This is a genomic window from Variovorax sp. P4_B10, from assembly GCF_056402375.1.
Genome location: NZ_JBFUHN010000042.1, coordinates 1 through 24,080, shown reverse-complemented (window position 1 = coordinate 24,080; position 24,080 = coordinate 1). Strand labels below are relative to the sequence as shown.

At 67.5% G+C, this 24,080-nt stretch carries 15 protein-coding genes; 5 read left to right on the top strand and 10 right to left on the bottom strand.

Translation table 11 applies throughout. From position 1 onward, the window contains the following. Nucleotides 1–27 precede the first annotated feature (27 nt). From AC1DXX_RS19705 to AC1DXX_RS19660, 10 genes are all read right to left on the bottom strand, one after another. Nucleotides 28–1,680 (bottom strand): MFS transporter, encoded by a 1,653-nt coding sequence (locus tag AC1DXX_RS19705; RefSeq protein WP_478135891.1) that lies wholly within the window; start codon nt 1,678–1,680, stop codon nt 28–30. Continuing rightward, nucleotides 1,677–2,969 carry an MFS transporter gene (locus tag AC1DXX_RS19700; RefSeq protein ID WP_478135914.1) on the bottom strand — a complete coding sequence of 431 codons (1,293 nt, stop codon included), beginning with the start codon at nt 2,967–2,969 and terminating at the stop codon, nt 1,677–1,679. The genes AC1DXX_RS19705 and AC1DXX_RS19700 overlap by 4 nt, the downstream gene beginning before the upstream one ends. 211 nt (nt 2,970–3,180) lie before the next feature. Then, nucleotides 3,181–4,401, bottom strand: a complete 1,221-nt coding sequence (gene ubiM / locus AC1DXX_RS19695) for a 5-demethoxyubiquinol-8 5-hydroxylase UbiM (RefSeq protein ID WP_478135890.1) — start codon at nt 4,399–4,401, stop codon at nt 3,181–3,183. A 46-nt stretch (nt 4,402–4,447) separates the two neighbouring features. Continuing rightward, nucleotides 4,448–5,092: a hemerythrin domain-containing protein gene (locus AC1DXX_RS19690; RefSeq protein WP_478135889.1), complete on the bottom strand. Its 645-nt coding sequence runs from the start codon at nt 5,090–5,092 to the stop codon at nt 4,448–4,450. A gap of 221 nt (nt 5,093–5,313) precedes the next feature. After that, nucleotides 5,314–5,523, bottom strand: coding sequence for a hypothetical protein (locus AC1DXX_RS19685; protein WP_478135888.1), 210 nt, complete (start codon nt 5,521–5,523; stop codon nt 5,314–5,316). A gap of 156 nt (nt 5,524–5,679) precedes the next feature. Then, nucleotides 5,680–6,108, bottom strand: a complete 429-nt coding sequence (locus tag AC1DXX_RS19680; RefSeq protein ID WP_478135887.1) for an ATP-binding protein — start codon at nt 6,106–6,108, stop codon at nt 5,680–5,682. Nucleotides 6,109–6,112: 4 nt separating this feature from the next. After that, nucleotides 6,113–8,137, bottom strand: a complete 2,025-nt coding sequence (locus AC1DXX_RS19675) for a SpoIIE family protein phosphatase (protein WP_478135886.1) — start codon at nt 8,135–8,137, stop codon at nt 6,113–6,115. Further along, nucleotides 8,118–9,134, bottom strand: coding sequence for a hypothetical protein (locus AC1DXX_RS19670; protein ID WP_478135885.1), 1,017 nt, complete (start codon nt 9,132–9,134; stop codon nt 8,118–8,120). Before AC1DXX_RS19670 ends, AC1DXX_RS19675 begins: the two co-directional genes overlap by 20 nt. Nucleotides 9,135–9,207: 73 nt before the next feature. Continuing rightward, on the bottom strand, nt 9,208–10,164 hold the full coding sequence (locus AC1DXX_RS19665; protein ID WP_478135884.1) for a patatin-like phospholipase family protein: 957 nt from the start codon (nt 10,162–10,164) through the stop codon (nt 9,208–9,210). 7 nt (nt 10,165–10,171) lie between these two features. Beyond that, entirely contained in the window at nt 10,172–11,014 is an 843-nt protein-coding gene (locus AC1DXX_RS19660) for a thioesterase II family protein (RefSeq protein ID WP_478135883.1), read from the bottom strand. 113 nt (nt 11,015–11,127) lie between these two features. On the opposite strand from AC1DXX_RS19660, the gene AC1DXX_RS19655 reads away from it, so the two are divergent. The 5 genes from AC1DXX_RS19655 to AC1DXX_RS19635 form a co-directional block, all read left to right on the top strand. Further along, on the top strand, nt 11,128–12,303 hold the full coding sequence (locus tag AC1DXX_RS19655; RefSeq protein ID WP_478135882.1) for an ArsA family ATPase: 1,176 nt from the start codon (nt 11,128–11,130) through the stop codon (nt 12,301–12,303). A 77-nt stretch (nt 12,304–12,380) separates the two neighbouring features. Then, on the top strand, nt 12,381–12,599 hold the full coding sequence (locus tag AC1DXX_RS19650) for a hypothetical protein (protein ID WP_478135881.1): 219 nt from the start codon (nt 12,381–12,383) through the stop codon (nt 12,597–12,599). A gap of 181 nt (nt 12,600–12,780) precedes the next feature. Then, the gene (locus tag AC1DXX_RS19645) at nt 12,781–13,827 is read left to right on the top strand and encodes a patatin-like phospholipase family protein (protein ID WP_478135880.1); all 1,047 of its coding nucleotides are present in this window, start codon (nt 12,781–12,783) and stop codon (nt 13,825–13,827) included. Nucleotides 13,828–13,829: 2 nt separating this feature from the next. Then, nucleotides 13,830–19,631, top strand: a complete 5,802-nt coding sequence (locus tag AC1DXX_RS19640; protein ID WP_478135879.1) for an SDR family NAD(P)-dependent oxidoreductase — start codon at nt 13,830–13,832, stop codon at nt 19,629–19,631. Continuing rightward, nucleotides 19,632–24,080, top strand: a 4,449-nt coding sequence (locus AC1DXX_RS19635) for a type I polyketide synthase (protein ID WP_478135878.1), incomplete at its 3' end; no start/stop codon positions are given.

Sequence of the window (24,080 nt, the reverse complement as noted above, 5' to 3'; positions counted from 1 at the left end):
TTTGTCTTTCGTCTTGATTCGATTGGCTCAGGGGTTCTTCACGTAGGCGCCGGGGCGCAGGTAGAACCACCAGTTGAGAACGAGGCACAGGGCGTAGAACACGGCAAAGCCGTACATCGCGTACTGGGGCGTGCCGGCCTTGATCTGGGCGCCGATGACCACGGGCGCGATGAATGCGCCGTAGGCGGCGATGGCGGAGGTCCAGCCCAGCACCGGGCCGGCCCTGGCGCGGTCGAAGATCACGCCGATGGTGCGGAAGGTGGAGCCGTTGCCGATGCCGCTGGCTGCGAACAGCAGCACGAACAGCAGCATGAAGGGCAGGAAATACTGCTCCGGCTGCGGCGAGCTGTAGGCCAGCAGCATCACGTAGCCCACGGCCACCGATGCCACCACCATCACCACCGAGATCGCCTGCGTGACGATCGAGCCGCCCACCTTGTCCGAGATCCAGCCGCCCACCGGGCGGATGAGCGCGCCGACGAAGGGCCCGATCCACGCGTAGGTGAAGGCCGATGGGGCGTTCGGGTTCTTCAGCGTGTGCTGCAGCACGCCGGCCGCGTCGGGCACGTGGCTGATGCCGAAGATGACCGCGATCGACAGCGGCAGCGCCATCGAGAAGCCGATGAACGAACCGAAGGTCACGATGTACAGCGCGGTCATCGACCACGTGTGCTTGTCGCGGAAGATCTCGAACTGCTTGGCGATGTTCTCCTTCATCGTGCCGAACGCCGTCAGCTTCATGGTGGCGAGCGTGGCCACGATGATCAGCGGCATCGCCACCCACATGTTGAGCAGGCCCAGGCCCGTGGGCGCCGGCAGGTACAGGTAGAGGCCCGCGATCGCCGGGGCGAACGACAGCGTGTAGAGCCAGGTGATCTTCAGGAAGGCCTGGATGGCGCCGCCGGTGCCGGGCGAGACGGTGTTCAGGTTGTTCATGCCGAACCAGCACAGGATCGACAGCGGCACCAGCGACAGCACCCAGGCGAAGCCCGCGTTCTGGATCCAGGTGGGCGTGCCCGCGGCGATCTTGCCCATGATCCAGCCGCTGTCCTTGAGCAGCGTCATGGGCTCGCCGCCGATGTTGCCCAGCAGGCCCACGGTCATGACCAGCGGAATGACGATCTGCATGGTGGTGACGCCGAAGTTGCCGATGCCCGCGTTCAGGCCCAGCGCGGTGCCTTGCAGGCGCTTGGGAAAGAAGGTGCTGATGTTGGACATCGAGCTGGCGAAGTTGCCGCCGCCCACGCCCGACCACAGCGCCATGAGCTGGAACACCCAGAGCGGCCACTCCTTGTGCTGCAGCGCGATGCCGGTGCCGATGGCCGGTGCCAGCAGCATCGCCGTGGTCAGGAAGATGGTGTTGCGCCCGCCCGCCAGGCGAATCAGGAACGAGGCGGGAATACGCATGGTGGCGCCGGCCAGGCCCGCGATGGCGGTGAGCGTGAACAACTCGGCCTGGGTGAAGGGGAAGCCCAGGTTGTTCATCTGCACGGTGATGATTCCCCACATGCCCCACACGGCGAAGGCGCACAGCAGGGCAGGCACCGACAGCCACAGGTTGCGCCATGCCACGCGCTTGCCGGTGCTTTCCCAGAACTGTTCGTCCTCGGGGCGCCAGTCGGCGATGTCGGCGCGGCCGCCGGTCGCGCCCGGGGGAACGACGATGGTGCGGGTGCTCATGATCTTGATTCCAGGTTGAGGTTCGAGGTCCGTGCGCGCATGCCGCCCATGACCTGGGTGGTGCGCACTTCGGTCCAGTACATCCAGACGAGCGAGACCCAGACGACGCCATACATCAGCATGAAGGCGCTCGACCGGATGCCGGTGAAGTCCATCAGCGCGCCGAACATGACGGGCAGCACGAAGCCGCCCAACCCGCCGGCGAGTCCGACGACGCCGCTGATGGCGCCGATGTTCCCGGGGTAGTCGTCGCTGATGTACTTGAAGACGCTGGCCTTGCCGAAGGCCATGGCAACGCCGAGCACGAACATCAGCGCCGTGAAGCTGTAGACGTTCAGGCCGATGTGGAAGGTGCGCGGGCCGTTCACCGTGAGGAGCGTGAGATCGGTCTGCGGATAGCTCAGCAGGAACAGGCAGATCCAGCACACCCACATCACCCACCAGGTGACGCTGTGCGCGCCGTACCGGTCGGACAGCCAGCCGCCGACGGCCCGCAGTACCCCGCCCGGAAGCGAGAAGCAGGCGGCCAGCAGTGCGGCAATGCGAATGTCCAGCCCGTACTCGCCGACGTAGTACTGCACCATCCACAGCGAGATGGCGACATAGCCGCCGAACACGATGCTGTAGTACTGGCAGTAGCGCAGCACCCGCGGGTCCTTCAACGTCCTGAGCTGGTCGGCGAAGCCGACGCTGCTGCCCACCAGGTGCCTGGGATCGCTTTCGCTCAGCATCCAGAACAGGACCGTGGCACCGAGCATGATCGCCGCGTAGACCTGGGGCACCACGGCCCATCCGAACGCCACCACGATGGCCGGCGCCACGAACTTGTTGACGGCCGCGCCCGAGTTGCCGGCGCCGTAGATGCCCATCGCAAAGCCTTGCCGGCTGCGCGGAAACCAGCGCGCGACGTACGGCGTGCCGACCGAGAAGGAGCCGCCCGCGAGTCCGACGAACATGCCGAGCACGATGAAGTGCCAGTACTGCGTGGCGTAGGACATCAGCCAGATGGCGGGGACCGTGGCGGCCATGAGCAGCGTCATCACGATGCGGCCGCCGAAGCGGTCGGTCCAGATGCCGAGCGGGACGCGCACCAGCGAACCCGTGAGCACCGGCATCGCGGTCAGCAGGCCGAACTCGGTCGCGTTGAGATCGAGCGCCTTGCGGATCGGGATGCCGATCACGCCGAACATCATCCAGACCATGAAGCAGACCGTGAACGCCAGCGTGCTCACCGCCAGCACACGCCAGGCTTTCGAAGGCGCGGCCTGGTGCGCCGGTGGCGCCGGGATATCTTGACTGGATGCGGTTGCGCGCTGCTGCACTGTGGGTCTCCTGAAGGGCTACCGGAGCTTAGGAGCGGGCTTTCCGGCCGCCTTGATGCATATCAAGCGGCGGTGCCGTGCGTGCGGGACCTTGTCCTGGCGCGATCACCGGCCGGGCGAGCACGGCCTGCCGCCGTCGGGCACGCCCGCGCCTTCCGACGCTTCCCCGCGCTGAGCCCTACACCGCGGCGCCAGGAAGTTGCAGGCCGCCGCGGCCCGTGAGGCGCGCGGTGATCGCCGCCTTCAGCGGTGGAAGATGCTGGGCGCCGCGAAGGATCAGTTGCCGCGCAAGGCGCTGCGGTGCACCGGTGCTGGCATAGAGCTTCGCGACAGCATTCGTGCCGTGATAGATCGGGGCCGAATCCCGGCGGTGCGCGCGTTCGTAGCCCGCCAGCACCTCGGCGCCGCCGATGTCCCGATGGGCCGCGCGGGCGCCGCAAAGTGCATGCACGAGAGACGCGATGCCTTGCAAGCCGAGGTTGTAGCCGTGGGCCGTGACCGGATGCATGCCGACGGCCGCATCGCCGACCAGTGCGCTGCGCCGGGCCACGAAGCGCCGGGCATAGGCGGAAACGAGAGGGTAGGGGAAGCGCTTTCCGAGCAGTTGCATGCGGCCCAGGCGGCTGCGGAACTGGCGCTCCACGAGCGCCGCGAATTCACTTTCTGGCAATGCCAGCAGTTGCTGCGCAGCCGGGGCATCGGCAGTGACGACGACCGACGACACATTGCCCACGGCGGGCAACACTGCGAGCGTGCGTTCGTAGCCGAAGCACTCACAGGCCACGTCGTCGTGCGGCAGTTCGTGCTGCATCCGGCACACGATCATGACGCGGCCGAAATCGTGCATGTCGGCGGCAATGCCGAGCTGCTTGCGGGCCCAGGAGAAGCGGCTGTCGGCTGCGACGAACAGGCGGCCTCGCAGGTGCTGCCGCATGCCTGGCGAGGTTTCGAAATCCAGTTGCACGTGGCTGGGCTCGGTGTCGATGCGAAGCACCTGCGCATGGTCGAGCAAGCGCAGCCCCGGACGTTCCGATGCGGCTGCAAAACTGACACGGCGCAGCGCATGGTTCGGCACGATCCATCCCAGGACACCGGCGCCGTGGCCGTGCGAGGAGAAACTCAATGCCGAGTCCTGCCGGTCGCCGTCGAAGACGCGCGCTTCCCGGATGCATCCGATCTCTTCGGGCAGGAGGCGTTGCCACAGGCCCAATGCGCGCAAGGTTGCCACGCTGGAGTGGGTCAGCGCGATGTCCCGTCCGTCCTCGGCCGGGGCGGCCAGGGCATCGCGCGGCTGCGCGTCCAGTACGGCTGCGGTGAAGCCGGCGTCGGCCAGGGCAATGGCCAGCGCCAGCCCGGCGGGGCCTGCACCGACGATGAGGGCATCACGATCTTGCTGCATACGGTTTCCTGCGCAGGTGGGGAGCGGGGACGGGACGGGGTGCTGTTCAGCGATTCGGCGGGAACGTCGGCAGCGCGGTGCCCGCGAACGCTTCGAGCACCGAGCCGACATTGCCGGAGTTCTGCAGTGCGCCGACGATCGTCCGGAAAAGCGGCTTGTACGGCTCGTCGGCTTCGTGGCCCGCCAGCGGATCGCGATTCGTCAGGAACGCGGCGTCGAGCTCGGCCCATTCGTCGGCGTCGAGCACCGACTCGGCGAGCGGAAGGATCTCCGTTTCCTCGACGCGCATGTGGTCCAGATAGAAGTCGACGTATTGCTGCATCAGTTTCTCGAAATGGTCGCGCCGCATTTCGCATTGGGCGGTTCCGCTCATCGTCCGGAACCCCAGCAGCGCGTGCTCGAGCTCGCGGATGGCGTACTCGCCGCGCGCATGGTCGCGGTCGAGCTGATCGAGCACCGCATCGGTTCGCACGTTGTGGCCGCGCAACTTCGGAAACAGCAGTCGGCTTTCCTTCGGGTGGTGCAGCTTCTCCGGGAACTCGTCGATGTAGAACACCATGGCTTGCAGGGCGTCGAAGTCGGGCAGGGTGCGGCGCCRCCGGTGCTCGCGCAGAAGCAGCGTGATTGCGCGCAGCATGGCCGACAGGGAACGATGCTCCTGGCGGATGATGTTCAGGCTGCTGTGGGTCATGACGCATCTCCTGGGACAAGGCTCGCTCTCAAGCCGTCGGCAACGCGGCGCCGTCGTCGAAGACGCGCGCGCTGCGCCCGCCCGGTTGGTTCAATGCCTTTGGGGTTTTCATGCCGCCTCCAGTGTCGGGCGCGTGCGATCGCGCGGGCTTGACGTGGCGCAAGGAGCGATCGAGGAGCCGCGCCCGGTCGGCACCACGCTGGCGGATTTGCTTCAGCGCGTCAGTGCGACGGGCTCAGGCGCACTTCGGGCCAGGCGAATTCCAGCCCCATCACCGCGCGTGCATACAGGTAGTTGTTGAGCATCGGCTCGCTGAGCGAGTCCATGTCGACGTGGCCGACCGCGTCACAGGGAAAGGCGTAGGCGCGGTGATTGGCAAGCAAGGGGTGAAACCGCAGTTCGTAGCAGCCGGATACGTTGAGTGTGTCCATCCTGGTCTCCTTGCGCATTTGCGTTTGCGTCGGTCATTGCAACCGGAAGACGAATCGCGCCATCTCAATTTAGAACCGGTACTTGACCGCATCGCCAATGCTGCGCATCAGACGGAAACACTGTGTCAATCGTCGGTAACAGGCGCCCCGGCGCGATCAATCCCCAGCTGAAGCGCAATCCTTGGTCAACGTCAGACGATTGAAATCATCCCGCCGCTCGTAAGTCACGTCGTCCATCAGCTTCTTGACGAGGAAGATGCCAAGGCCGCCGATCTCCCTTTCCTCCAGCTCCAGCGTCACATCCGGATCGGGCACCAGCAAGGGGTTGAAGGCAATGCCGTCGTCCACCACTTCGATCTTGACCACGGTGCCCTCGACCTCGACATTCACTTCGATGAAAAATGGTCCATCGGACTTGCCGCCATAGGCCTGGGCATTGCTTAGGACTTCATCGAGGACCAGCCCGAAGACCTGCGCACCGGCGACCGGAACGTCGTTGTCACGGAGGAACTGATCGACGCAATCCGTCACGACACCGATTCCGTTCGGTGAGGAGCCCAGTCTGAGGGAGAGATGTTCGGCCACCGGCTTACGCGTCCAGCAGAGGGGGGTGCAGGTCGTAGCGGACGGCGAGGCAGGTGATGTCGTCCGACTGCGGTGCCTTGTTGGCAAAGGTCGTGACTGCCAGGACGATGCGCTCGAGCGTGTCCTCGACCGGCAGATCGACGCATTCGCCCAGCGTCGTGATGAGCCGCGCCTCCGAGAACTCCTCGTTCTCCGGATTGAATGCTTCGGTGACGCCATCGGTGTAGAGCAGCAGCAGGCTTCCCGGCTCGAGTGTGACGGAGTGCTCGCTGTAGGGCATGCCCTCCATCACGCCCAGTGCCATCCCGCCCGTCTGCGGCAGGACCCTGACCGCGCCGGTCGGGTCCATGAGGAGGGGTGGATTGTGTCCGCCATTGGCGTAACTCAGCTCGTTCGTCTTCAGGTTGATGATCCCGTAGAACAAGGTGACGAACATCGTTGCATCGTTTTCCTGGCTGAGCAGGTCATTGGTCAGTGTCAGGCACGCACCCGGCCCGGCCGCTTCTGTCGCGGTGGCCGTTGCGGTCGCGCGCAACAAGGTTCGCGAGACCGCCATGAACAAGGCCGCGGGCACGCCCTTGCCCGACACGTCGGCGATCACGATGCCGATGCGCGTATCACTGAGCCAGAAATAATCATAGAAGTCGCCCCCGACTTCCTTGGCCGGAATCATTCGTGCAAAGAGCTTCAGGTCGGGACGGCTCGGAAACCGTGTCGGCACGATCGATTGCTGCATGCGCCGGGCGACGTCCAGCTCCTGCTGGATCGATGCCAGCTGGCTGTTGGCATTGAACACCCGCCGGATCGTCTCGAACCAGGGCCGCCATGCGGCGGGCACACGCGGGATCGAAAGTGCGGCGCCGCGGCTCTCGTCCTCGATGTAGCGCACGAGTTGTTGTGCCGGCACTATGGCCTCGCGCCTTGTCAGCCAGCTGGACAGCAGGAAAATGAGCGCCAGTCCGCCCACCAGCAGCACGACGGTAGGCATGCCGCTCTGGAGTGCGGAAACCACCAGATCGGCGGCGGGCACGACCAGCACCAGCCTGAACGGTGCGTTGCTGACGAGCAAGGTCTGGACGTAGTACTTGCCGACTTGCTGCGGCTTGCCACTCTCGGCCCTCGTGATGGCGTCGAGCGGCAACCCAGGGGGCAGGGCCAAAGTGGCTGGCAGGACTTCCTTCGCATTGGACTTGATCAGGGTCGGATGCCCAAGCAGCTGACCGTGGTCGTTGATGATGAAAAGCGTGCCGAACTGCAGTTGCCAGCTATTGACGAAAGTCTCCAACTGGTCAAGGGCCAGGTCCAGGGAGACCGCGCCCCGAAAGGCGTCCCCTTCGTAGATGCCGGTCGATGCCGTGACCATCGCGCCCTGGCCGGCTTCGTCCACATAGGCCGTCGTCCAAAGGATCGAGTGCCCGGGGTTCTGCTCGGGCGTCACGCCGGCGTAGAACTCCTTCTCGAGCAGGGTGTCTGCGTAGGTGAAGTCCGTGGAGCTGACCCAGGGATAGATATGGATGAAACGGCGCTTCGACGTGTAGTAGATCCAGCTCGCGTCGGGGATGTTCTGCTTGGTGGCCTTGAATGTCGTGTTGAGATTCAGTGCCATGTCCATCTCCTTGCGCAGCGAGGCGTCCAAGGCTGATACGTTGCCTGTCAGGTTGCCGGAGTCCGCGGTTGTCCACGGCGCAGGCACTGTGTTCAGGTTGACTCGCCCCTCGGACGATGACGCGACCACGGCATTCAGGAGCGGTGACGCCGTGGTCTCTTCGGGATGCGTCGCATACCAGGTGCGCGCCTGCGTGCGCAAGGCGCCGATGGCATCCGTACTGCTCTTGAGCATCGCGTCGAGCGCGATGGCATGTTCGCGCATGCGTTGCGAAAGAATGTCGAGTTCGTAGTCCCGGCGCTGCGTGTATTGAAGATAGATCAGGGCGCACGCCATGACAAACACCGCAACGAAGGTGCTGTACATGATTCGCTTGTAGCGAGCGAAGAGGCTGGCGCTGGGGTCAGGTGTGGAGGCGATCATGGGTGACCGTTTTGAACAGAGCCCTTGCCCGCTGAATCCTGGCGTGTCTGTTGCGAGAGGCCTTCAGTGTTTCATCGGCGCTTCTGGCATCGTGGGCCGCGGCGAAGGACAACCTTTCCTCGAGCACGCTGGTGCTGTCGAGATGAAGGATCTCGGAGAAGCGCTTGCGCGTCATCAGTGTTTCTTCAGGTGTCTGAACAGGCATGTGGGTGGTCAGCCGGGCAATCAGGGCATCGAAGTTCTCGATGCCGCCGACGATGACATCGAACCAGTTGAGCCAGGCTTTCTCGATGGTCGGCGACTGCATGAGCGATCTGCAAAGGCGGCCGATCTTTGTCGCCTGATCGATGAGAATGATCTCCATCTCGTCGGGATCCACCGCCAACCGTGCGCGCAGTGCGAGATCCCATCGGATGCTGATCTCGGGCAGAAAGACGTAGCGAAGTCCCTTGACGGTGGCCACCTGTCCACCTTCTGCGGGGATGGTCATGAAGCCATCGATCGGCCACCCGTCGCCGGGGAAGTTCAGGATTTCGTTGCGTAACGCGCTGAGCTGGCCGATGCGGCGTGGCTCCTTGAACAGCACGGTCAGGCCAGGGCGCGCATTGTCCGTCCATTCCTCGGGCAACAGCGTTCGTCCGACGAAGGCGTCGAGTTGCTTGGCTGCCTGCGCCTGTCGGAACACCGCTTCGACGAACGCGGCCGCGTTGAAGCCGGCCTCGGCGGATATCTCGAGGCCGACCGACAGCTCCTGGCTCGTTCCGTAACGCCCCAGGACCGGTTGAATGGCAATGCTTCTGACATGCCGATCGGCGCCAAGTCGTTGCTCGATGGGCTGTACGAACTCCAGAAAGCTGGAGCGGCAGGGGTACACGCGTGAAGCCGGCAGCACCTCGGTCGCGCCACCTGCCAGGCGGGCAAGACCGCCCGCCGAGGATTGCTGCGTCAATCCGACGAAGTAGGTGTCTGCCTCGGCGTCCGGATCCGTCGGCGTCATTCGCTACCTCGGTCGAGTCTTCTCGGCACGGGGTGGCTTCTTGCGGCCGGCTGGATCGGACAGGCGATCGATTTCACGGGTTGCGGCTGTTCAGCGCGTCGAAGCGATGGAGTACCTGGTCCAACTCGATCTGCGAGGCCATGTACTCCTGCCGGTCGTTGAATTCCTGAATCGGGAATTTGGGATCCGGTTCGACATCCGTGGACAGGGTCGGGTCAAAGCGGATGAAGCGATCCTCCAGCAGGCGCCCGCATTGGTAGTTGATCGCCTGCGTGTTGCTTTCCATGACCACCTTGATCACCGCCACGGGGTTGTCCTTGTCGAGGAGCCAGCGGCTGTAGCCGATATCGCCGCCCTTGACCGGCATGTAGGTTCTGGTGATGCCCTGGCCGAAAGAGAGCACCTCGATCTGCGGCAAGGTGGTGTCGGCGAAATCGAGCGCCGTCACCATCGCGCACAGGCTGGGGTTGTTGGCGAACAGGCCGCCATCGATGTGTCCCTGGTAGACAGGATGGAGCATCGGTATCGAACTGGAGCGCATGYAGATGTCCGCCAGCGGATCGTTGTGTCCCGGCATGTCCAGCATCAGGTTGTGATAGACCCGCACCGACCATTGGCGCCGCTGGTGCAGGACCACTTCGTTGTCGAGGCAGAAGCTGGGGATGACCAGGCTGCGGGGCAGGTCGCTCAGGCGCAGATCGCCCAGCATCGCCTTCAGGTTCTTTCGCATCGAGTCGTGGGTCATGAACGCACTCATTCCGGTCAGGGCGGTCCATGTCCGTGGATTGCGGCGGCCCGGCTTCGTGAACGGGCGCCACTCTCGCCAGAACTCGATGGCCCGCATGAGCCCTGCGCGCGGCGTCGAGCCTGCGGCGATGAATGCGGCTGAGATGCTGCCGGCGGAAGTCCCGGCAAAGATGTCGATGCTGTCCAGCAGGCCAGGTCGTTGGTCTTCGAGGCGCAGCAACATGGAATTCATCAACAGGCCACGTGGGCCACCATCCAGCGCCAGGATACGGACAGTCGACATGATGACCTCAGTGAGTCTGTGTGGCCGTAGGCCTCAGTGCGGCCAGGATGGTGTGAATCCGGTCCAGCACTGCAGCTTGCGCGGAGCGTACGAAGAAGTGGTTGCCGTCGAAAAGATGCGTGCTCAAACCGGCCGGTGCGTGGATCGCCCAAGCGCTCAGTTCTTCCGGCGTCGCCATCGGATCCTGCGTGCCGCCCAGTGCCGTGACCGGGCAGGGCACTGGCGCGTGCGCGTGGCGGTAGGTTTCATTGACGGCGAAGTCGGCGCGGAGCATCGGCATCAGGATCTCCACCAACTCTGTGTGCGCCAGCACAGCCGCGGGCGTGCCATCGAGCCGGTGCAGGCGCGCCAGGAACTGCGCCTGTGGGAGGTCGTGCGCAGGCTCGAAGGGGTCTGCGAGGTGCGGTGCCCGCCGCCCCGACACGATGAGATGCGCCGGAGGCGCCCACCCCTGCGTCGCCAGTCGGCCCGCCACCAGAAAGGCCATCAAGGCGCCCATGGAGTGCCCGAAGAAGCACACGCGCCCGCGCAGCCGTGGGCCGAGTTCGGCGGCGATGGCATCGGCCAGCGATTCGGCTCGATCGATGGGGGTTTCGCTGATGCGCGTCTCGCGTCCTGGGTACTGGACCGCGAGCAGATCGCTCCAGGCTGGGAGCGTGTCCAGCCACGGACGCACCATCGATGCCGTACCCCCGGCGTAAGGGAAGGCGACGAGCGTGACTTCTGCGTCCGGCGATCGCCTCCATGGAACCACCCACGGGCTGTCGAATGCCATTGCCGGGCGAGGCGTGCCATTCAACGGCGCGTTGTCGTTTTCATCTCCCCGGAAGTTCAAAAAAGGCACGCTCATTTTGGCTCCATGAATACTTAGAGATTAGGCTCTTTTGCGTAAGCAAAATATTCTTTAAGTTACCAAGTGAGTCCAGTGTAATATCGATTCCGGTCGAACCAACAAGGACTCGAGTGCCACGTATTATTTTGATGTCGGGCAAAGGCGGGGTCGGAAAGACCACGGTGTCGGCGGCGACCGGACTCGCCGCAGCCCAAAAAGGGCACCGCACCATTGTCGTTTCCTTCGATCTTGCGCACAGCTTGTTCGATTGTTTCGATCTGCCGCGTGGTCTTTTTGATCACAACGGTGGCGACCCTGTCCGGGCCGCAGAAAATCTGGATGTCCAGGAAATCGATGTCCAGGTCGAAATCGAGAAGCATTGGGGCGATATTTATCGCTATCTCGCCATGCTGATGACGTCGTCCGGGTTGACCGACGTCATTGCCGATGAAGTGGCGGTGATTCCCGGCATGGAAGACGTCATTGCCCTGATGTACGTGAACAAATACGTCTCCGAGGGAAAGTATGACGTCATTGTTCTGGACTGCCCGCCGACGAGCGAAAGCCTGCGGTTCGTCAGCATCACCTCGACCATCGAGTGGTATGTGCGCCGCCGCTTCAAGGTCGATCGGAACATCGTGCGTTTCGCAGGGCCAATCGCGAAGCGCTTCACCGACTACAAGTTGCCGGACGACCGCTACTTCGAGGCGATGATGAAGCTTTTCGAGCGCATCACCGGCGTGGACAAGCTGCTGCTCGACGTCAACACCACGAGTGTTCGCCTGGTCACGCAGGCGGAAAAGATGGTGATCCGCGAGACCCAGCGCGCCTTCATGTACTTCAACATGTATGGGGTGGCGATCGACCGCATCATCATCAATCGCCTGCTGCCCGAGACGCCGGACGGTTATTACTCGCGCTGGGTCAAGGCTCAGACCGCTTATGCGCAGGATATTCGCGAGTATTTCGATCCGGTGCCGACGGTTTCTCTCCCGCTTTTTGATGACGAGGTAATTGGCGTCGGGAAATTGCAGATCGTGAGCAATGCACTTTTTGGAGATGAGGATCCGGCACAGTTCTATCACAAGGGCGCGCCATATTCCTTCGCCAAGGAAAATGATGGCTATTTGCTGAGCATCAAATTGCCATTTGTAGAAAAGTGCGAATTGGATATCCGGAAAAATCAGGAAGACCTGATCATTCGAATTGGAACCTTCAAACGCCACGTCCCGTTGCCGCGCTCGTTGCTCGGCAAAGAAGTGACGAATGCGCGAATGAACGACGGGGTGCTGCAGGTGCGTTTTTGAACTTTCTCGTTACTTTGTGTGACTTGCATTTTTCGTTTTTAACCGACCGATTAGGAGGATGTCCCATGAATAGTGAAATGGATGAAGAAGCCGGTGGCCTTCGCAAACTGCTGGGTAGCCTCGTGAACGGACTCAATGGTGCGCTGCTGTTGGATGGCGAGTCGCGCGCCATTCTCGAGAAGCAGTACCTGAAGGCGCAGTCCGAGATTCTGGTGGGCTACCAGCAGCTGATCACCAAGCGCCTGGGTGCCCTGGAAGCCGGCCCGGCGACGAATCGCAAGATCGTCGTCGAGTAGAGCCGACGGCTCTGGCCGTTCGAGCCTTTCCGCGGGCTCGGCCGACTGTCAGGGCTTTCGCTTCGACTTCCGGCGGTGAGGCGCCGATGAGACCAACGCTCGCGCGGCAGGCGCGAGCCGGGTTCGTTCGTGTGAACGAACGGTCTGGTCCTGTCCATAAAACCTGTGACAGAGGCTGTACATGAGACGATTTTTGTCAATGGATGGCGGCGGGGTCATGTCCCTCATGACGCTGACGCTGCTGCGCCGGATCGAGTCCCGGTTCCCCGGCTTCCTGCGGCGGGTAGATGCACTCGGCGGCGTCTCCGCGGGTGGGATGAATGCCTTGCTGATGGGCAGCCATCAGGATCCGGTCGATGGATTGGACGATGCCTTCGCGCTCTGGAACGGGGATGTCCCGGTCTACCAATCCTCGTGGCAGCGCGAATTGGGGGCGCTGCTCGGTGAGCGAGCGGTCTATGGCAACACCGTTCTCAAGGACTATCTGGCCTCCCGCCTGGGTACGTTGCGCCTGAAGGACTTGCCCCACAGGGTCGTCGCGGTGACCGTGCAACTGAATGCGCCCTTGCCCGGCGGACAGCGGGCATGGCGCCCCAAGCTGTTCGACAGCCGAAGCGCCGTCGATCCGGAAGACGGTGACGTGCTGGCAGTGGATGTCGGAGTGCGCACAGGGGCCTTCCCCGTGACCTTCCCGGTGTACCAGGGCTATGTCGATGGCGGCCTGGTCGCCAACAATCCGGCCCTTTGCCTGCTGTTGCACGCAATGCGTGGCGCCGACATGTCGGTGGGCGAAGCGTTGCCTGGCATCCGCCTGTTGTCCGTAGGCACCGGAATGGGGGCGTCGGCCATCAAGGGTGGGAATCTGGACTGGGGCTACGGGGATTGGCTGTTCAAGCCCGGGAGCCCTGGTTTGTTCACCGACGTGGTGGTCTCCGCACCGATGGAACTGGTGACGGAGCAGTGCGCACTGCTGCTCGGCGAGGCGGCCTTTTTTCGTCTCAATCCGTGGCCCGAAGACGCGGTGCTGCAGACGAAGGCCCATGGCGCGCCTGGCGGGGCGATAGAGCGTCTGCGGGAAAAGGCCATCTTCATGGGAGAGACGGCTGATCTTGCCCCCACCTTCCGATGGATCGAAGCCTCGGGATGGATGACGCAAGACCCGGTCGCGCCCCTTGTCGCATTGGCGGGCGGTCTGCAATCTGGCGCCGCCGTGAGGGATGGTCCGTAGTGATGCTGGCAAGGCAGGTCGAAGCACTTGAACGCCAGTTGTCGGAGGCGGTGGCCCGCCGAACCGGCCAGGCCGGCGAGGGGGTCGACTGCGAGCGGAGTTTTCATGACCTGGGCGTCGATTCGCTGGACGCGTTGGCGATCGTCGCAGAGGTGGGTCGCATCCTGGGCCGCGCCCTGCGCGCCACCCTCTTGTGGGAGTGCCCGACCATCTCCGCCTTGGCGCGCCGCCTGGTGGAAGATGGCGTACATCCCCCCGTTCCGCCTCTTGCGTACGCACCCGTCGGCGTGAGGCATCCGCGACCCGGCCGGCGTGATGCCGCAGCGTCTCGCGCAGTGCCGGTCGCGATTATCGGCATGGCATGCCGTTTTCCCGGTGCACCTTCCGTGGCGGCGTTCGCCACGCTGCTCGATGCGGGCCGCAGTGCCATCGGCCCTGTGCCGGCCGACCGTTGGGATGGCCCCGCCTTGTTCGACGTCGATCGAACGGTGCCTGGCCGCATGACCACGCGCTGGGGAGGCTTCCTGCCCGCCATCGACGGCTTCGATGCCGATGCCTTCGGCATTGCGCCGGTCGAGGCGGTGCAGATGGACCCCCAGCAGCGCCTGGCGCTGGAGCTGGCCGTCGAGGCTTGCGAGGCGGCAGGCCTGCCGCTGGAGGGGCTGCGCGGCAGCCGATCGGGCGTCTTTCTTGGCGCGATGTGGTCTGACTACGCGCGCATCGTCACGCCCGACCCTGCCGCGTACAGGCAGCACAGCGCCACCGGACAGGACCACGGCGTGATGGCCGGCCGGATCTCCTACGCCCTGGGGCTGGAGGGGCCGAGTCTTGCCGTCAACACGGCCTGCTCCTCCGCGCTGACGGCACTGCATCTGGCATGTGGAAGCCTGGCGTCCGGAGAGTGCGACGTCGCTCTGGTCGGYGGCGTGAACCTGATCTGCGGGCCGGAGAGCACGATCGCCATGTCGAAGTTCGGCGGCTTGTCGCCGGACGGATGTTGCAGGCCCTTCGCCGAAGGCGCGAACGGCTATGTCCGGGGCGAGGGCGGCGGCTTCGTCGTACTCAAGCGGCTCGATGAGGCCGTGGCCGATGGCGACCCGATCCTGGCGGTGGTCTGCGGCAGTGCGGTGAACAGCGACGGTGCCAGCAATGGGCTGACGGCCCCGAACCCGGTGGCGCAACGCGCCGTGCTGGCGCAGGCCTGCCAACGTGCGGGTGTTGCCCCGGCCGACATCGACTATGTCGAGGCGCACGGCACCGGCACGGCGCTGGGCGATCCGATCGAGGCGAGCGCGCTGGGCGCCGTGATGGGGCGAGACCGGGCGTCCGGGCGTCCGCTGCTGATCGGCTCCGTGAAGTCGACGATCGGCCATCTGGAAGCCGCCGCAGGCATGGCCGGCCTGATCAAGACGGTGCTGGCGTTGGGCCAGGGACGCATCCCCGCCACCGTCCATGCCGAGCGGCCGTCTTGCGCAATCCCGTTTGCCGTGTGGGGCCTGCGGCTGGTGGACCGAGCCTGTGACTGGCCCCAAGGCCGGCCGACCCGGCTTGCAGGCGTCAGCGCCTTTGGTTTCGGCGGAACGAACGCGCATGTGGTGCTCCGATCCGCCCCCGCCGCGGCGTCCGTCCCGATGCCTCGAGCTGCCTTGTCCCCCGTGCCCCCGATTTCCCGGCTGGCCGGGGCCGCGGCGCCAGCGTCCCTGATCTTCGTCTTCAACGGCAGCGGCGGCGCCTGGCCGGGCATGGGGCGCGATCTGCTCGCCAGCGAGCCAGCCTTTCGCCGGGCGGTGGAGGACTGCGATGCGCTCATGGCGCCGCGGCTCGGCTGGTCGGTGTTGGGCGCCCTGGTCGTCTCGCCCGCGGCACCGGACGATCCCGAGTTCGCGCAACCGTTGCAGTTCGCGGTGCAGATCGGGCTCTGGCGGTTGTTCGAACACTGGGGCATCGTGCCCGATGCGGTGCTCGGCCACAGCACGGGCGAGGCGGCAGCGGCGGTGGCCGCCGGTCTGATCGACCTTGCCGACGGGTGTCGGCTGGTGTGCTGTCGTGCCGCCGCCGAGCAGCGGCTGGCCGGCCGTGGCGGCATGCTGCAGATGGCGCTGGCGCCTGAGGCCTCGCAAGCCTGGGCCCTTCGCCGCAGCCTGGTGCTCGACGTGGCCGCTCACAACGCGCCCTCGTTGACCGTGCTCGCCGGCGCCACCGAGACAATCGACGCGGCCGAGGCGGCCGCTGCAGAAGACGGCGTCGACGCCGTCCGCGTGGCGGTGCCGGTGCCGTACCACAGCCGGTGGATCGAGGCAGAGCTCGATGCCTTCTCCGAGAGCCTCGGCGAGGTGCAAGTCCGCGCGCCCACGGTGCCCTTCCATTCCACCATTCGGCCCGATGCGCAGCCCGACGCTGCCTATTGGCGCGAGGCATTGCGCGCGCCGGTGCGTTTCGCCGATGTCGTGCGAACGCTGGCGGACGGCGGTGCCTCGGCATTCCTGGAGCTGGGCTCGCACCCCCTGCTGCGCCGCGCCATCGCCCATTCGGGCGGTGCGCATGTGGCGGTGATGGCGACGCTGGAGCGCGGCCGTCCCGGTGCGGACAGCTTGTCTGAATCGCTGTCACGCCTGGCGCTGCTGGGACACGTCGCACAGCGCATGCCAAGGCCGGTGTTGCTGCCGCTGTCTGCGCATTCGCCGGCAGCGTTGCGCGCCAGCGTTGCGGCGCTGGTCGGGTTCGAGGGGAATGTGGCGTCGCTGGGCTGGAGTCGTGCAGTCCGTTCGACGCACCGCGGCTGGCGCAGCGCCCTGGTGGCCGGCGATGCGGCTGAGTTGCGGTTGGCAGCACAGGCGTGGCTGGAGAACGGCGTCGGCCTGCAGGCGGTGCCGCGGCGCCGGATCGTGCTTGTCTATTCCGGGCAGGGCGGTCAATGGGCCGGCATGGGGCGGGGCCTCCTGCAGGAGCCGGTGTTCCGCAACGCACTCGTCGAATGCGACGCCGCCATCGTGCGGCAGGGGGGCATGAGCGTCCTGGCGCTGCAGGGCCTGCCAGCCGACGATCCGCGCCAGGACGACATCGCCGTCGTTCAGCCAGCGCTGTTTGCGCTGCAGGTGGCGTTGACGGCCCAGCTTGCCGCATGGGGCGTGGTGGCGGACGCGGTCATCGGCCACTCCATGGGCGAGGTCGCGGCGGCCCATGCCGCAGGTATTCTCTCGCTGGATGACGCAGCGCTGGTGATCTGCACGCGCAGCCGATTGATGGGCGCGGTGCGCGGAGCGGGTGCCATGGCCCTGGTCGGACTGGGCAGCGAGGCCACCGAGGAGGCCATCGCCCGCCTGCGCTCCAAGGATGCGCTGGCCATGGGTGCCTTGACCGTGGCGGCGCACAACGGGCCGGAAGACACGGTGGTTGCCGGCACCGACGCCGCCGTGACGGCGCTGGCGCACGCGCTCGAGCGCGAGGGCGTGTTCGTGCGCATGGTGCGCGTCAGCGTGGCCTCGCACAGCCCGCAGGTGGATGTCTTGCTGGACCCGCTGGTGAAGGCGCTCCAGGGCCTGCTGCCGCGTGCGGCTGCTCGCACGATGCTGTCCACCGTGACCGGGGCCGTGTTGACAGGGCCGGAAGCGGATGCCGGCTATTGGTCGGCCAATCTCCGCAGCCCCGTGCGTTTCCAGGAGGCCGTCCTGGCGCTCGCCGGCAGCGACTCGGTGTTCGTGGAGCTGTCTGCRCACCCCACGCTCGCGGGATCTCTGGAACAGACCCTGGCCCGGGCCGGCCATGCCGGCGACCTCGTCGCTGCTACGCTGCGGCGGGACGAGCCGGAGCTGCGTTGCCTGCTCGCTGCCGCGGGGCGCCTGCATGCGGTGGGCGTGCCGGTGGAATGGCGCGCCATCTATCCGGATGGCGGGCGCTGGACGCCGATGGCGCCCTATCCGTGGCAGCGGACCCGCTTCTGGCCCGACCTGCCGCAGGCCCGCGCGCCGGAGCTGGCGGTGGGCCTCTATGGGGTCGATTGGCAGCCCGTCGCATCTCCGCCCGAGCAGGCCTGGGGCCGGCATTGGCTGCTGGTCGGTGCCGAGGCCGATGCCGGCCTGGCGCAGGCCTTGGTGGCGCGCATCCGCACCATGGGCGGCACGGCGCGCATGGTGCAGGGCGATGTGCCAGGCGAGCCGGGCGAGCACGAAGTGATCGACCTGCGCGCGCTGGCGATCGCGCCGCAGGATCCCGATGCGGCGGTGATTGCCTTCAGCGAAGTCGCCGCACTGGCAGCGCGCCTGGCGGTGCTTCCAGGTGCGCACCTGACGGTGGTCACCAGCGGGGCGCGATCGACCGGTGCCGGGCAGCACGCGCTGGCGCCGCTGCAGTCGCCGCTGTGGGGTCTCGGCAATGCCATCGCGGCAGAACATCCTGCGCTGTGGCGCGGGCTGGTCGATCTCGACCCCGATGTGCCGGCGCAAGCCCAGGCTGCCGCGCTGCTCGAGGCGATCCTGGCCGATGACGGTGAAACCCGGGTTGCGTTGCGCGCCGGCAAGCGCCTGGCGGCGCGGCTCGACCGGCGCCCGATGCCGACACCGGGCGGCGGATGGGCGCCCAAGGCGGGCGGGCGCTACCTGGTGACCGGTGGGCTGGGCGGGCTCGGCTTGCGCATCGCGCGCTGGCTGGCCGATGGCGGTGCCCGCCACATCGACCTGGTGGGCCGCACGGCATTGCCGCCCCGCGATGCGTGGGCCGGTCTGGCGGCACAGGACCCCGTCGCCCAGCAGGTGCATGCGGTGATGGCACTCGAGGCGCGCGGCGTCAGCGTGACCACGTCCGCCGTGGATGTGGGGGATCGTGCAGCGCTCTCGGCGTGGTTGCAAGGCTCGGCCCTCGACCGGCCGCCGCTGTGCGGCATCGTGCATGCGGCCGGCGTTCTTCACCAGGCACCGGTGTCGGGGCTGGATCCTGTGGCGGTCGATGCCGTCTTCCGGGCCAAGCTGCATGGGGCGTGGTGGCTCGACCAGCTCACCAGCGAGCTGGCGCTCGACTTCTTCGTGCTGTTCTCGTCGTTTTCATCGCTGATCGATTCGCCGGAACTGGGCGCGTACGCGGCGGCCAACGCGGCGCTCGACGGCCTCGCGGCGGCGCGCCGCAGGGCCGGCAAGCCGGTGACCCTGGTCAACTGGGGCTTCTGGGCCGAGACAGGCATGGCCGCCCGGGCCGACTGGGCACCGGCCGGCGTGCGGCCGATCCAGGTGGCCGAAGGATTGAATTGCCTGGCGCAACTGCTGTGCGTCGCGTCGCAGCGCGACCCGGCAGCAGCCGGGTCCTTCGATCCCGCGCTGGGCGTGATGACCGTGGACTGGGCGGCCTGGGCGGCCGCCCATCCGGATGCCGCCGTCGCGCCGTTGCTGTCGCGCCTGCTGGGCACGGCGCCGGTGCGTCCCTCGTCGGCGCCGGCCGTGGCCGAGGTCACGCCGAACCTTGCCTTCGATCGTGGCCTGGCGGACTGGCGCGAGCAGCTCGATGCCATCGTGCGCCGTCAGGTCGCAGCGGTGGCCGGCTTGCCTTCGGAGCGGCTTGATCCCGGCAAGGCATTCCGTGCCACAGGCATCGATTCGCTGATGCTGATGGACCTGCGTCGCAGGCTGGAGCGTGCGCTGGGCCTGGCCATTCGACCGGCGGATTTCCTCAATTACCCCAGCCCGGCCCAGCTCGCTGCCCACCTGGCATCCCAGCTGGCGGCAGCGCCCGCGCCGGACGAACCGAAGGATGGCGAGGATCTGGCGACGCTCCTGGAGCGCGCGCTGGACGCGGTTCCCTCGCTGGGGAGGGCCTGAATGAGCGAGTCGCCGACTCACGAAGCGCTGATGCGCCGTGCGCTGGCCGAGATCCGCCAGCTGCGCGCGCGCGTGGCCGAACTGGAAGCGGATGCCACCGAGCCGGTGGCGGTGATCGGCATCGGTTGCCGCTACCCCGGCGGCGCCCACACGCCCGATGCGTTCTGGGACAGCACGCGCGACGGGCAGGACGCCATCGGCCCGTATCCGGCGGCGCGCCGGGCTGCCTTGGCGGGCATGCCGCAGCCCGACGCCTTGCCGCTGGGCGGCTTCCTCGACGACGTGGATGGCTTCGACGGCGGATTCTTCGGCCTGGCCGCGCGCGAGGTGCATTCCATGGACCCCCGTCAGCGGCTGCTGCTGGAGGTGTGCCACGAAGGGCTGGAGGACGCGCTGGTTCCGGCGAGTCGCTTGGCGGGCAGCCGGACGGGCCTGTTTCTCGGTCTCTACAACGACGATTTCTCGCAACTCCACGTGCGCCTGGACCGGCCCGAGGGACTGGACAGCTACCTGGGCACTGGCACCTCGCATGCCATCGCGGCGGCGCGGCTGGCCTACCAGCTCGACCTGAAGGGGCCGGCCCTGACCGTCGACGCTGCCTGTGCGTCGTCCCTGGCCGCCGTGCACCTGGCGTGCGCGAGCCTGCGCCGCCGCGAGTCCGACCTGGCACTGGCGGCGGGCGTGAACCTGATCCTGTCGCCGCTGTTCGGCATGATCACCGAGCGCATGGGCATGATGGCGCCGGATGGCCGCTGCAAGCCCTTCGATGCCCGCGCGGACGGTTTCGTCAGGTCCGAGGGCTGCGGCGTGGTGGTGCTCAAGCGCCTGGCGGACGCACTGGCCGACGGCGATCCGATTCGCGCGGTGATTCGCGGCAGCGCCATGAACCAGGACGGCGCCACCAACGGCATCACGGCCCCCAACGGCCGCGCCCAGCAGGCCGTGATCGAGGCGGCGCTCGCGGAGGCCCGCATTGCGGCGGCGGATGTCGGCTATGTGGAGTGCCACGGCACCGGCACGCCGCTGGGCGATCCGGTGGAGACGGACGCCCTGGCGCGTGTCTACGGCGTCGGACGCAGGACACCCTGCGCGCTCGGCTCGGTCAAGGGCAACATCGGCCACACGGAGGCCGCGGCCGGCGTGGCAGGACTCATCCGCGCGGTGCTGGCCATCGAGCGCCGCGAGATCCCGGGCGTTGCGCATTTCCGCAGCCTCAATCCGCACATCGACCTCGGCACCGGACTGACCGTGCCCGGGGCACCGGCGCGCTGGACCGATGCCAGCCCCCACGCCGCCGTCAGCGCCTTCGGCTGGTCGGGCAGCAACGTCCATGTGGTGCTGGGCCCGGCGCCGGTGGCATCGATGACATCGGCGCGGGAGCCCGCGGGCGATGCGTGCGGCACGGCCGGGCATCTGCTGCCCTTGTCGGCCGCAAGTGCCGATGCGCTCGGCGCGCTCGCCAGGCGCACCGCCGCATGGCTGGCGGATGCCGAGGTCGACATCGCGGCGCTGTGTCGCGCGGCATGGCATGGCCGAGACCACCGGCGGCACCGGCTGGTGGTGCGCGGCGCGAGCACCGCCGAGCTGGCCCGGCGCTTGTCGGCCTGGTGTGGCAGCGACACGGTGACCGACGGCGTGGCGACGGGAGCCGCCCCCGCCGTGGCGGGGCGCACCGTGCTGGTTTTCTCCGGCCAGGGCGGGCAATGGCCCGGCATGGGGCGCCGGCTGCTCGCCGAGGACGCGGTGTTTCGCGATGCCTTCCTGGCCATCAGCCAGGCGGCGGAAGCCGTGACCGAACGCCCGCTGGTCGACGAACTGCGGGCCGCCGACCGCTTCGATCGCATCGACGTGGTCCAGCCCCTGAGCTTCGCGGTGCAGGTGGCGCTGGCCACCTGGCTGCGGGCACATGGCGTGCGCATCGATGCCGTGGTCGGTCACAGCATGGGCGAGGTGGCGGCGGCGTGTGTCGCCGGAGCGCTGAGCCCAGGGGATGCCGCCCGCGTCATCGTTCATCGCAGTCGACTGCTGAAGACCATTGCAGGACGCGGCGGCATGCTGCTGGTCGAGCTGTCCGCTGCGGACGCGGAGGCCGCGCTGGCGCCGTGGCGCGATGCCGTGACGGTGGCCGTGATCAACGGACCCCGCACGACCGTGCTCTCCGGCGAAACGGCCGCCCTGGACTCCTTGCGCGCCGGCTTCGAGGCCCGCGGTGTCTTCTGTCGCACGGTCAAGGTCGATGTGGCCAGCCACAGTCCGCAGACGGATGCGTTGCTGGGGCCGCTGGCGGCCGAGTTGGCCGGCCTGGTGGCAGCGCCACTGAGGGCGGGCGTGCGCTTCTATTCGACCCTGACGGCCGGCCCGGTCGATGGGCAAGCGCTCGATGCCGGCTACTGGTGTCGCAATGTGCGTGCCCCCGTGCGTTTTGCGGAGACGGTGCAACGGCTGGCCGAAGACGGCCACGGTCTTTTCATCGAGGTGAGCGCGCATCCCGTGCTGGGGCCTGCGCTGCACGATTGCCTGGGCACGACAGGGACCGCGATCGGCCTGCTGCGACGCGACGATCCGGAGCCGCAGGCATTGCTGGACGCGCTGGCGCGCATCCACAGCGTGGGTGGCATCGCCGATGCCAAGGCTCTCTACGCGCAGCGGCCGGCGGTTCGCCTGCCCATCCTCGGCTGGACGCGCGAACCCTGCGGGCGAGCCGTGCTGCCGGTGGCGGGCGCCGAGTCCGAGCCCGACGCCGAGCTCCATGACATCGCATGGGTGGCGCTGCCGGAGGCGCCGGCGCCGGCCGGCCGCGGCCGCTGGTTGCTGCTGGAAGGCGGCCCGGGTGTGGCGGACGGTCTGGCGGAGGCGTTGCGCCAGGCACTGACCGCAGCCGGGGCCAGCGTCGCGGTGGTGCGGCTGGATACACCCCAGTCCATCGACGCGGCCCTGACGGCGGCCACGCTCGCGGACTGCAGCGACCTCGTCTATCTCGCCGGACGGGCGGCGGTGGACGACCGGTCGAGCGATCCGATGGCCGCGCAGGCGTGGCAGGCGAGCGCCGCGCTGCGCCTGACGCAGCGGGTGGCCGCGCTGGTGAGCGACGGCGAAGGGCCTGCACTCTGGCTGGTCACCCGTGGCGCCGAGGTCGTGGCTTCCGAGCTCCGCGCCGGGCGCCCGGGCGCCGCCGCGTGCGGGCAGGGCGCGCTGCGCGGCTTCTTGCGCGTGGCTGCCACGGAGCAGGTGCCGGTGGCCCTGCGCCTCGTCGATCTGGCGGCCGCGCCACAGGTCATGGAGGGGCGCTGGCTTGCGCAGCACCTGCTCATCGGTGGCGACGAGGACCATGTCGCGTTGCGCGAAGGCCGGCGGCTGGCGGCGCGGTTGGTTCGCCGCGCCAGGGACGCCGGCCCGGCCGCGGCGCCGAGCCTGGAGGGTTCGGGCGCCTATGTCGTGACGGGCGGGCTCGGCGGTGTCGGGTTGCGGCTGGTCGAGCAACTCGCCGAATGGGGCGCCCGGTGCATTGCCCTGTTCGGCCGCGGCGCGCCGGGACCGGCGGCCCATGCGGCGCTGGCGCGGCTCACCGGGCGCGGCGTGGTGGTGAAGGTGCTCGCGGTGGACGTCGCCGACGCCGATGCGCTGTCCCGCGCGCTCGACGAGGTGCGGCGCCAGGCACCGCTGCGCGGCATCTTCCATGCGGCGGCTGTGATCGATGACGCGGTGATGGGCGCGCAGACCCCCGAGCGCATGACGACCGTGCTCGGTGCCAAGTGGGCCGGCGCCTGGCATCTCCACCGCCTGACCATCGCCGATCGGCTGCAGCACTTCGTGTTGTTCTCCTCGGCGGCCGGGATGCTGGGCACGCCGGGCCAGGCGAACTATGCGGCCGCCAACGCGGCGGTGGATGCGTTGGCCGGCCTGCGCGTCGCCGCCGGACTTCCCGCGCATGCTGTTGCCTGGGGGCCCTGGGCCCAGGTGGGGCTGGCCGCTGCCGAYCCGCGACGCGGCGAGCGGCTCGGTGCGCGCGGGCTGCCCAGCATGGCGCCGGCCACCTGCTTCCGGGCGCTGGCGCGGGTGCTGGCCGGGCCGGGGGGCGCGAGCGCCGTCATGCGGCTCGATCTTCGCGTCTGGGCCGAGCACTATCCCGAATCCGCGGCGCGTCCTTTCCTCGCCGAAGGCGCCGGTGCAAGCCGGCGCATCCCCCCGAAGGAGGCCGGGCGAGGGCTGGCCGATGCGCTGCGTGCGGCCGCTCCCGGCCAGCCGCGGCGTGCCGTGCTGATGGCACGCCTGGTGGACGAGATCGCTGCAGTGGTTCGCATCGACGCCGCACGGGTGCGTTGGGACGAGCCGCTGCGCACGCTCGGGCTCGACAGCCTGATGGCACTCGAGCTGCGCAGCCGCCTGGAGCGATGGAGCGGCCTGCGCCTGCCCGCGACGCTGGCCTGGAGTCACCCGACGCCTGAGCGG

Bases quoted from the DNA above. Each gene is read 5' to 3' on its own strand.
- AC1DXX_RS19705 (WP_478135891.1), bottom strand. From the start codon at position 1,680: ATGAGCACCCGCACCATCGTCGTTCCCCCGGGCGCGACCGGCGGCCGC.
- ubiM (WP_478135890.1), bottom strand. From the start codon at position 4,401: ATGCAGCAAGATCGTGATGCCCTCATCGTCGGTGCAGGCCCCGCCGGG.
- AC1DXX_RS19685 (WP_478135888.1), bottom strand. From the start codon at position 5,523: ATGGACACACTCAACGTATCCGGCTGCTACGAACTGCGGTTTCACCCC.
- AC1DXX_RS19675 (WP_478135886.1), bottom strand. From the start codon at position 8,137: ATGATCGCCTCCACACCTGACCCCAGCGCCAGCCTCTTCGCTCGCTAC.
- AC1DXX_RS19670 (WP_478135885.1), bottom strand. From the start codon at position 9,134: ATGACGCCGACGGATCCGGACGCCGAGGCAGACACCTACTTCGTCGGA.
- AC1DXX_RS19660 (WP_478135883.1), bottom strand. From the start codon at position 11,014: ATGAGCGTGCCTTTTTTGAACTTCCGGGGAGATGAAAACGACAACGCG.
- AC1DXX_RS19650 (WP_478135881.1), top strand. From the start codon at position 12,381: ATGGATGAAGAAGCCGGTGGCCTTCGCAAACTGCTGGGTAGCCTCGTG.
- AC1DXX_RS19645 (WP_478135880.1), top strand. From the start codon at position 12,781: ATGAGACGATTTTTGTCAATGGATGGCGGCGGGGTCATGTCCCTCATG.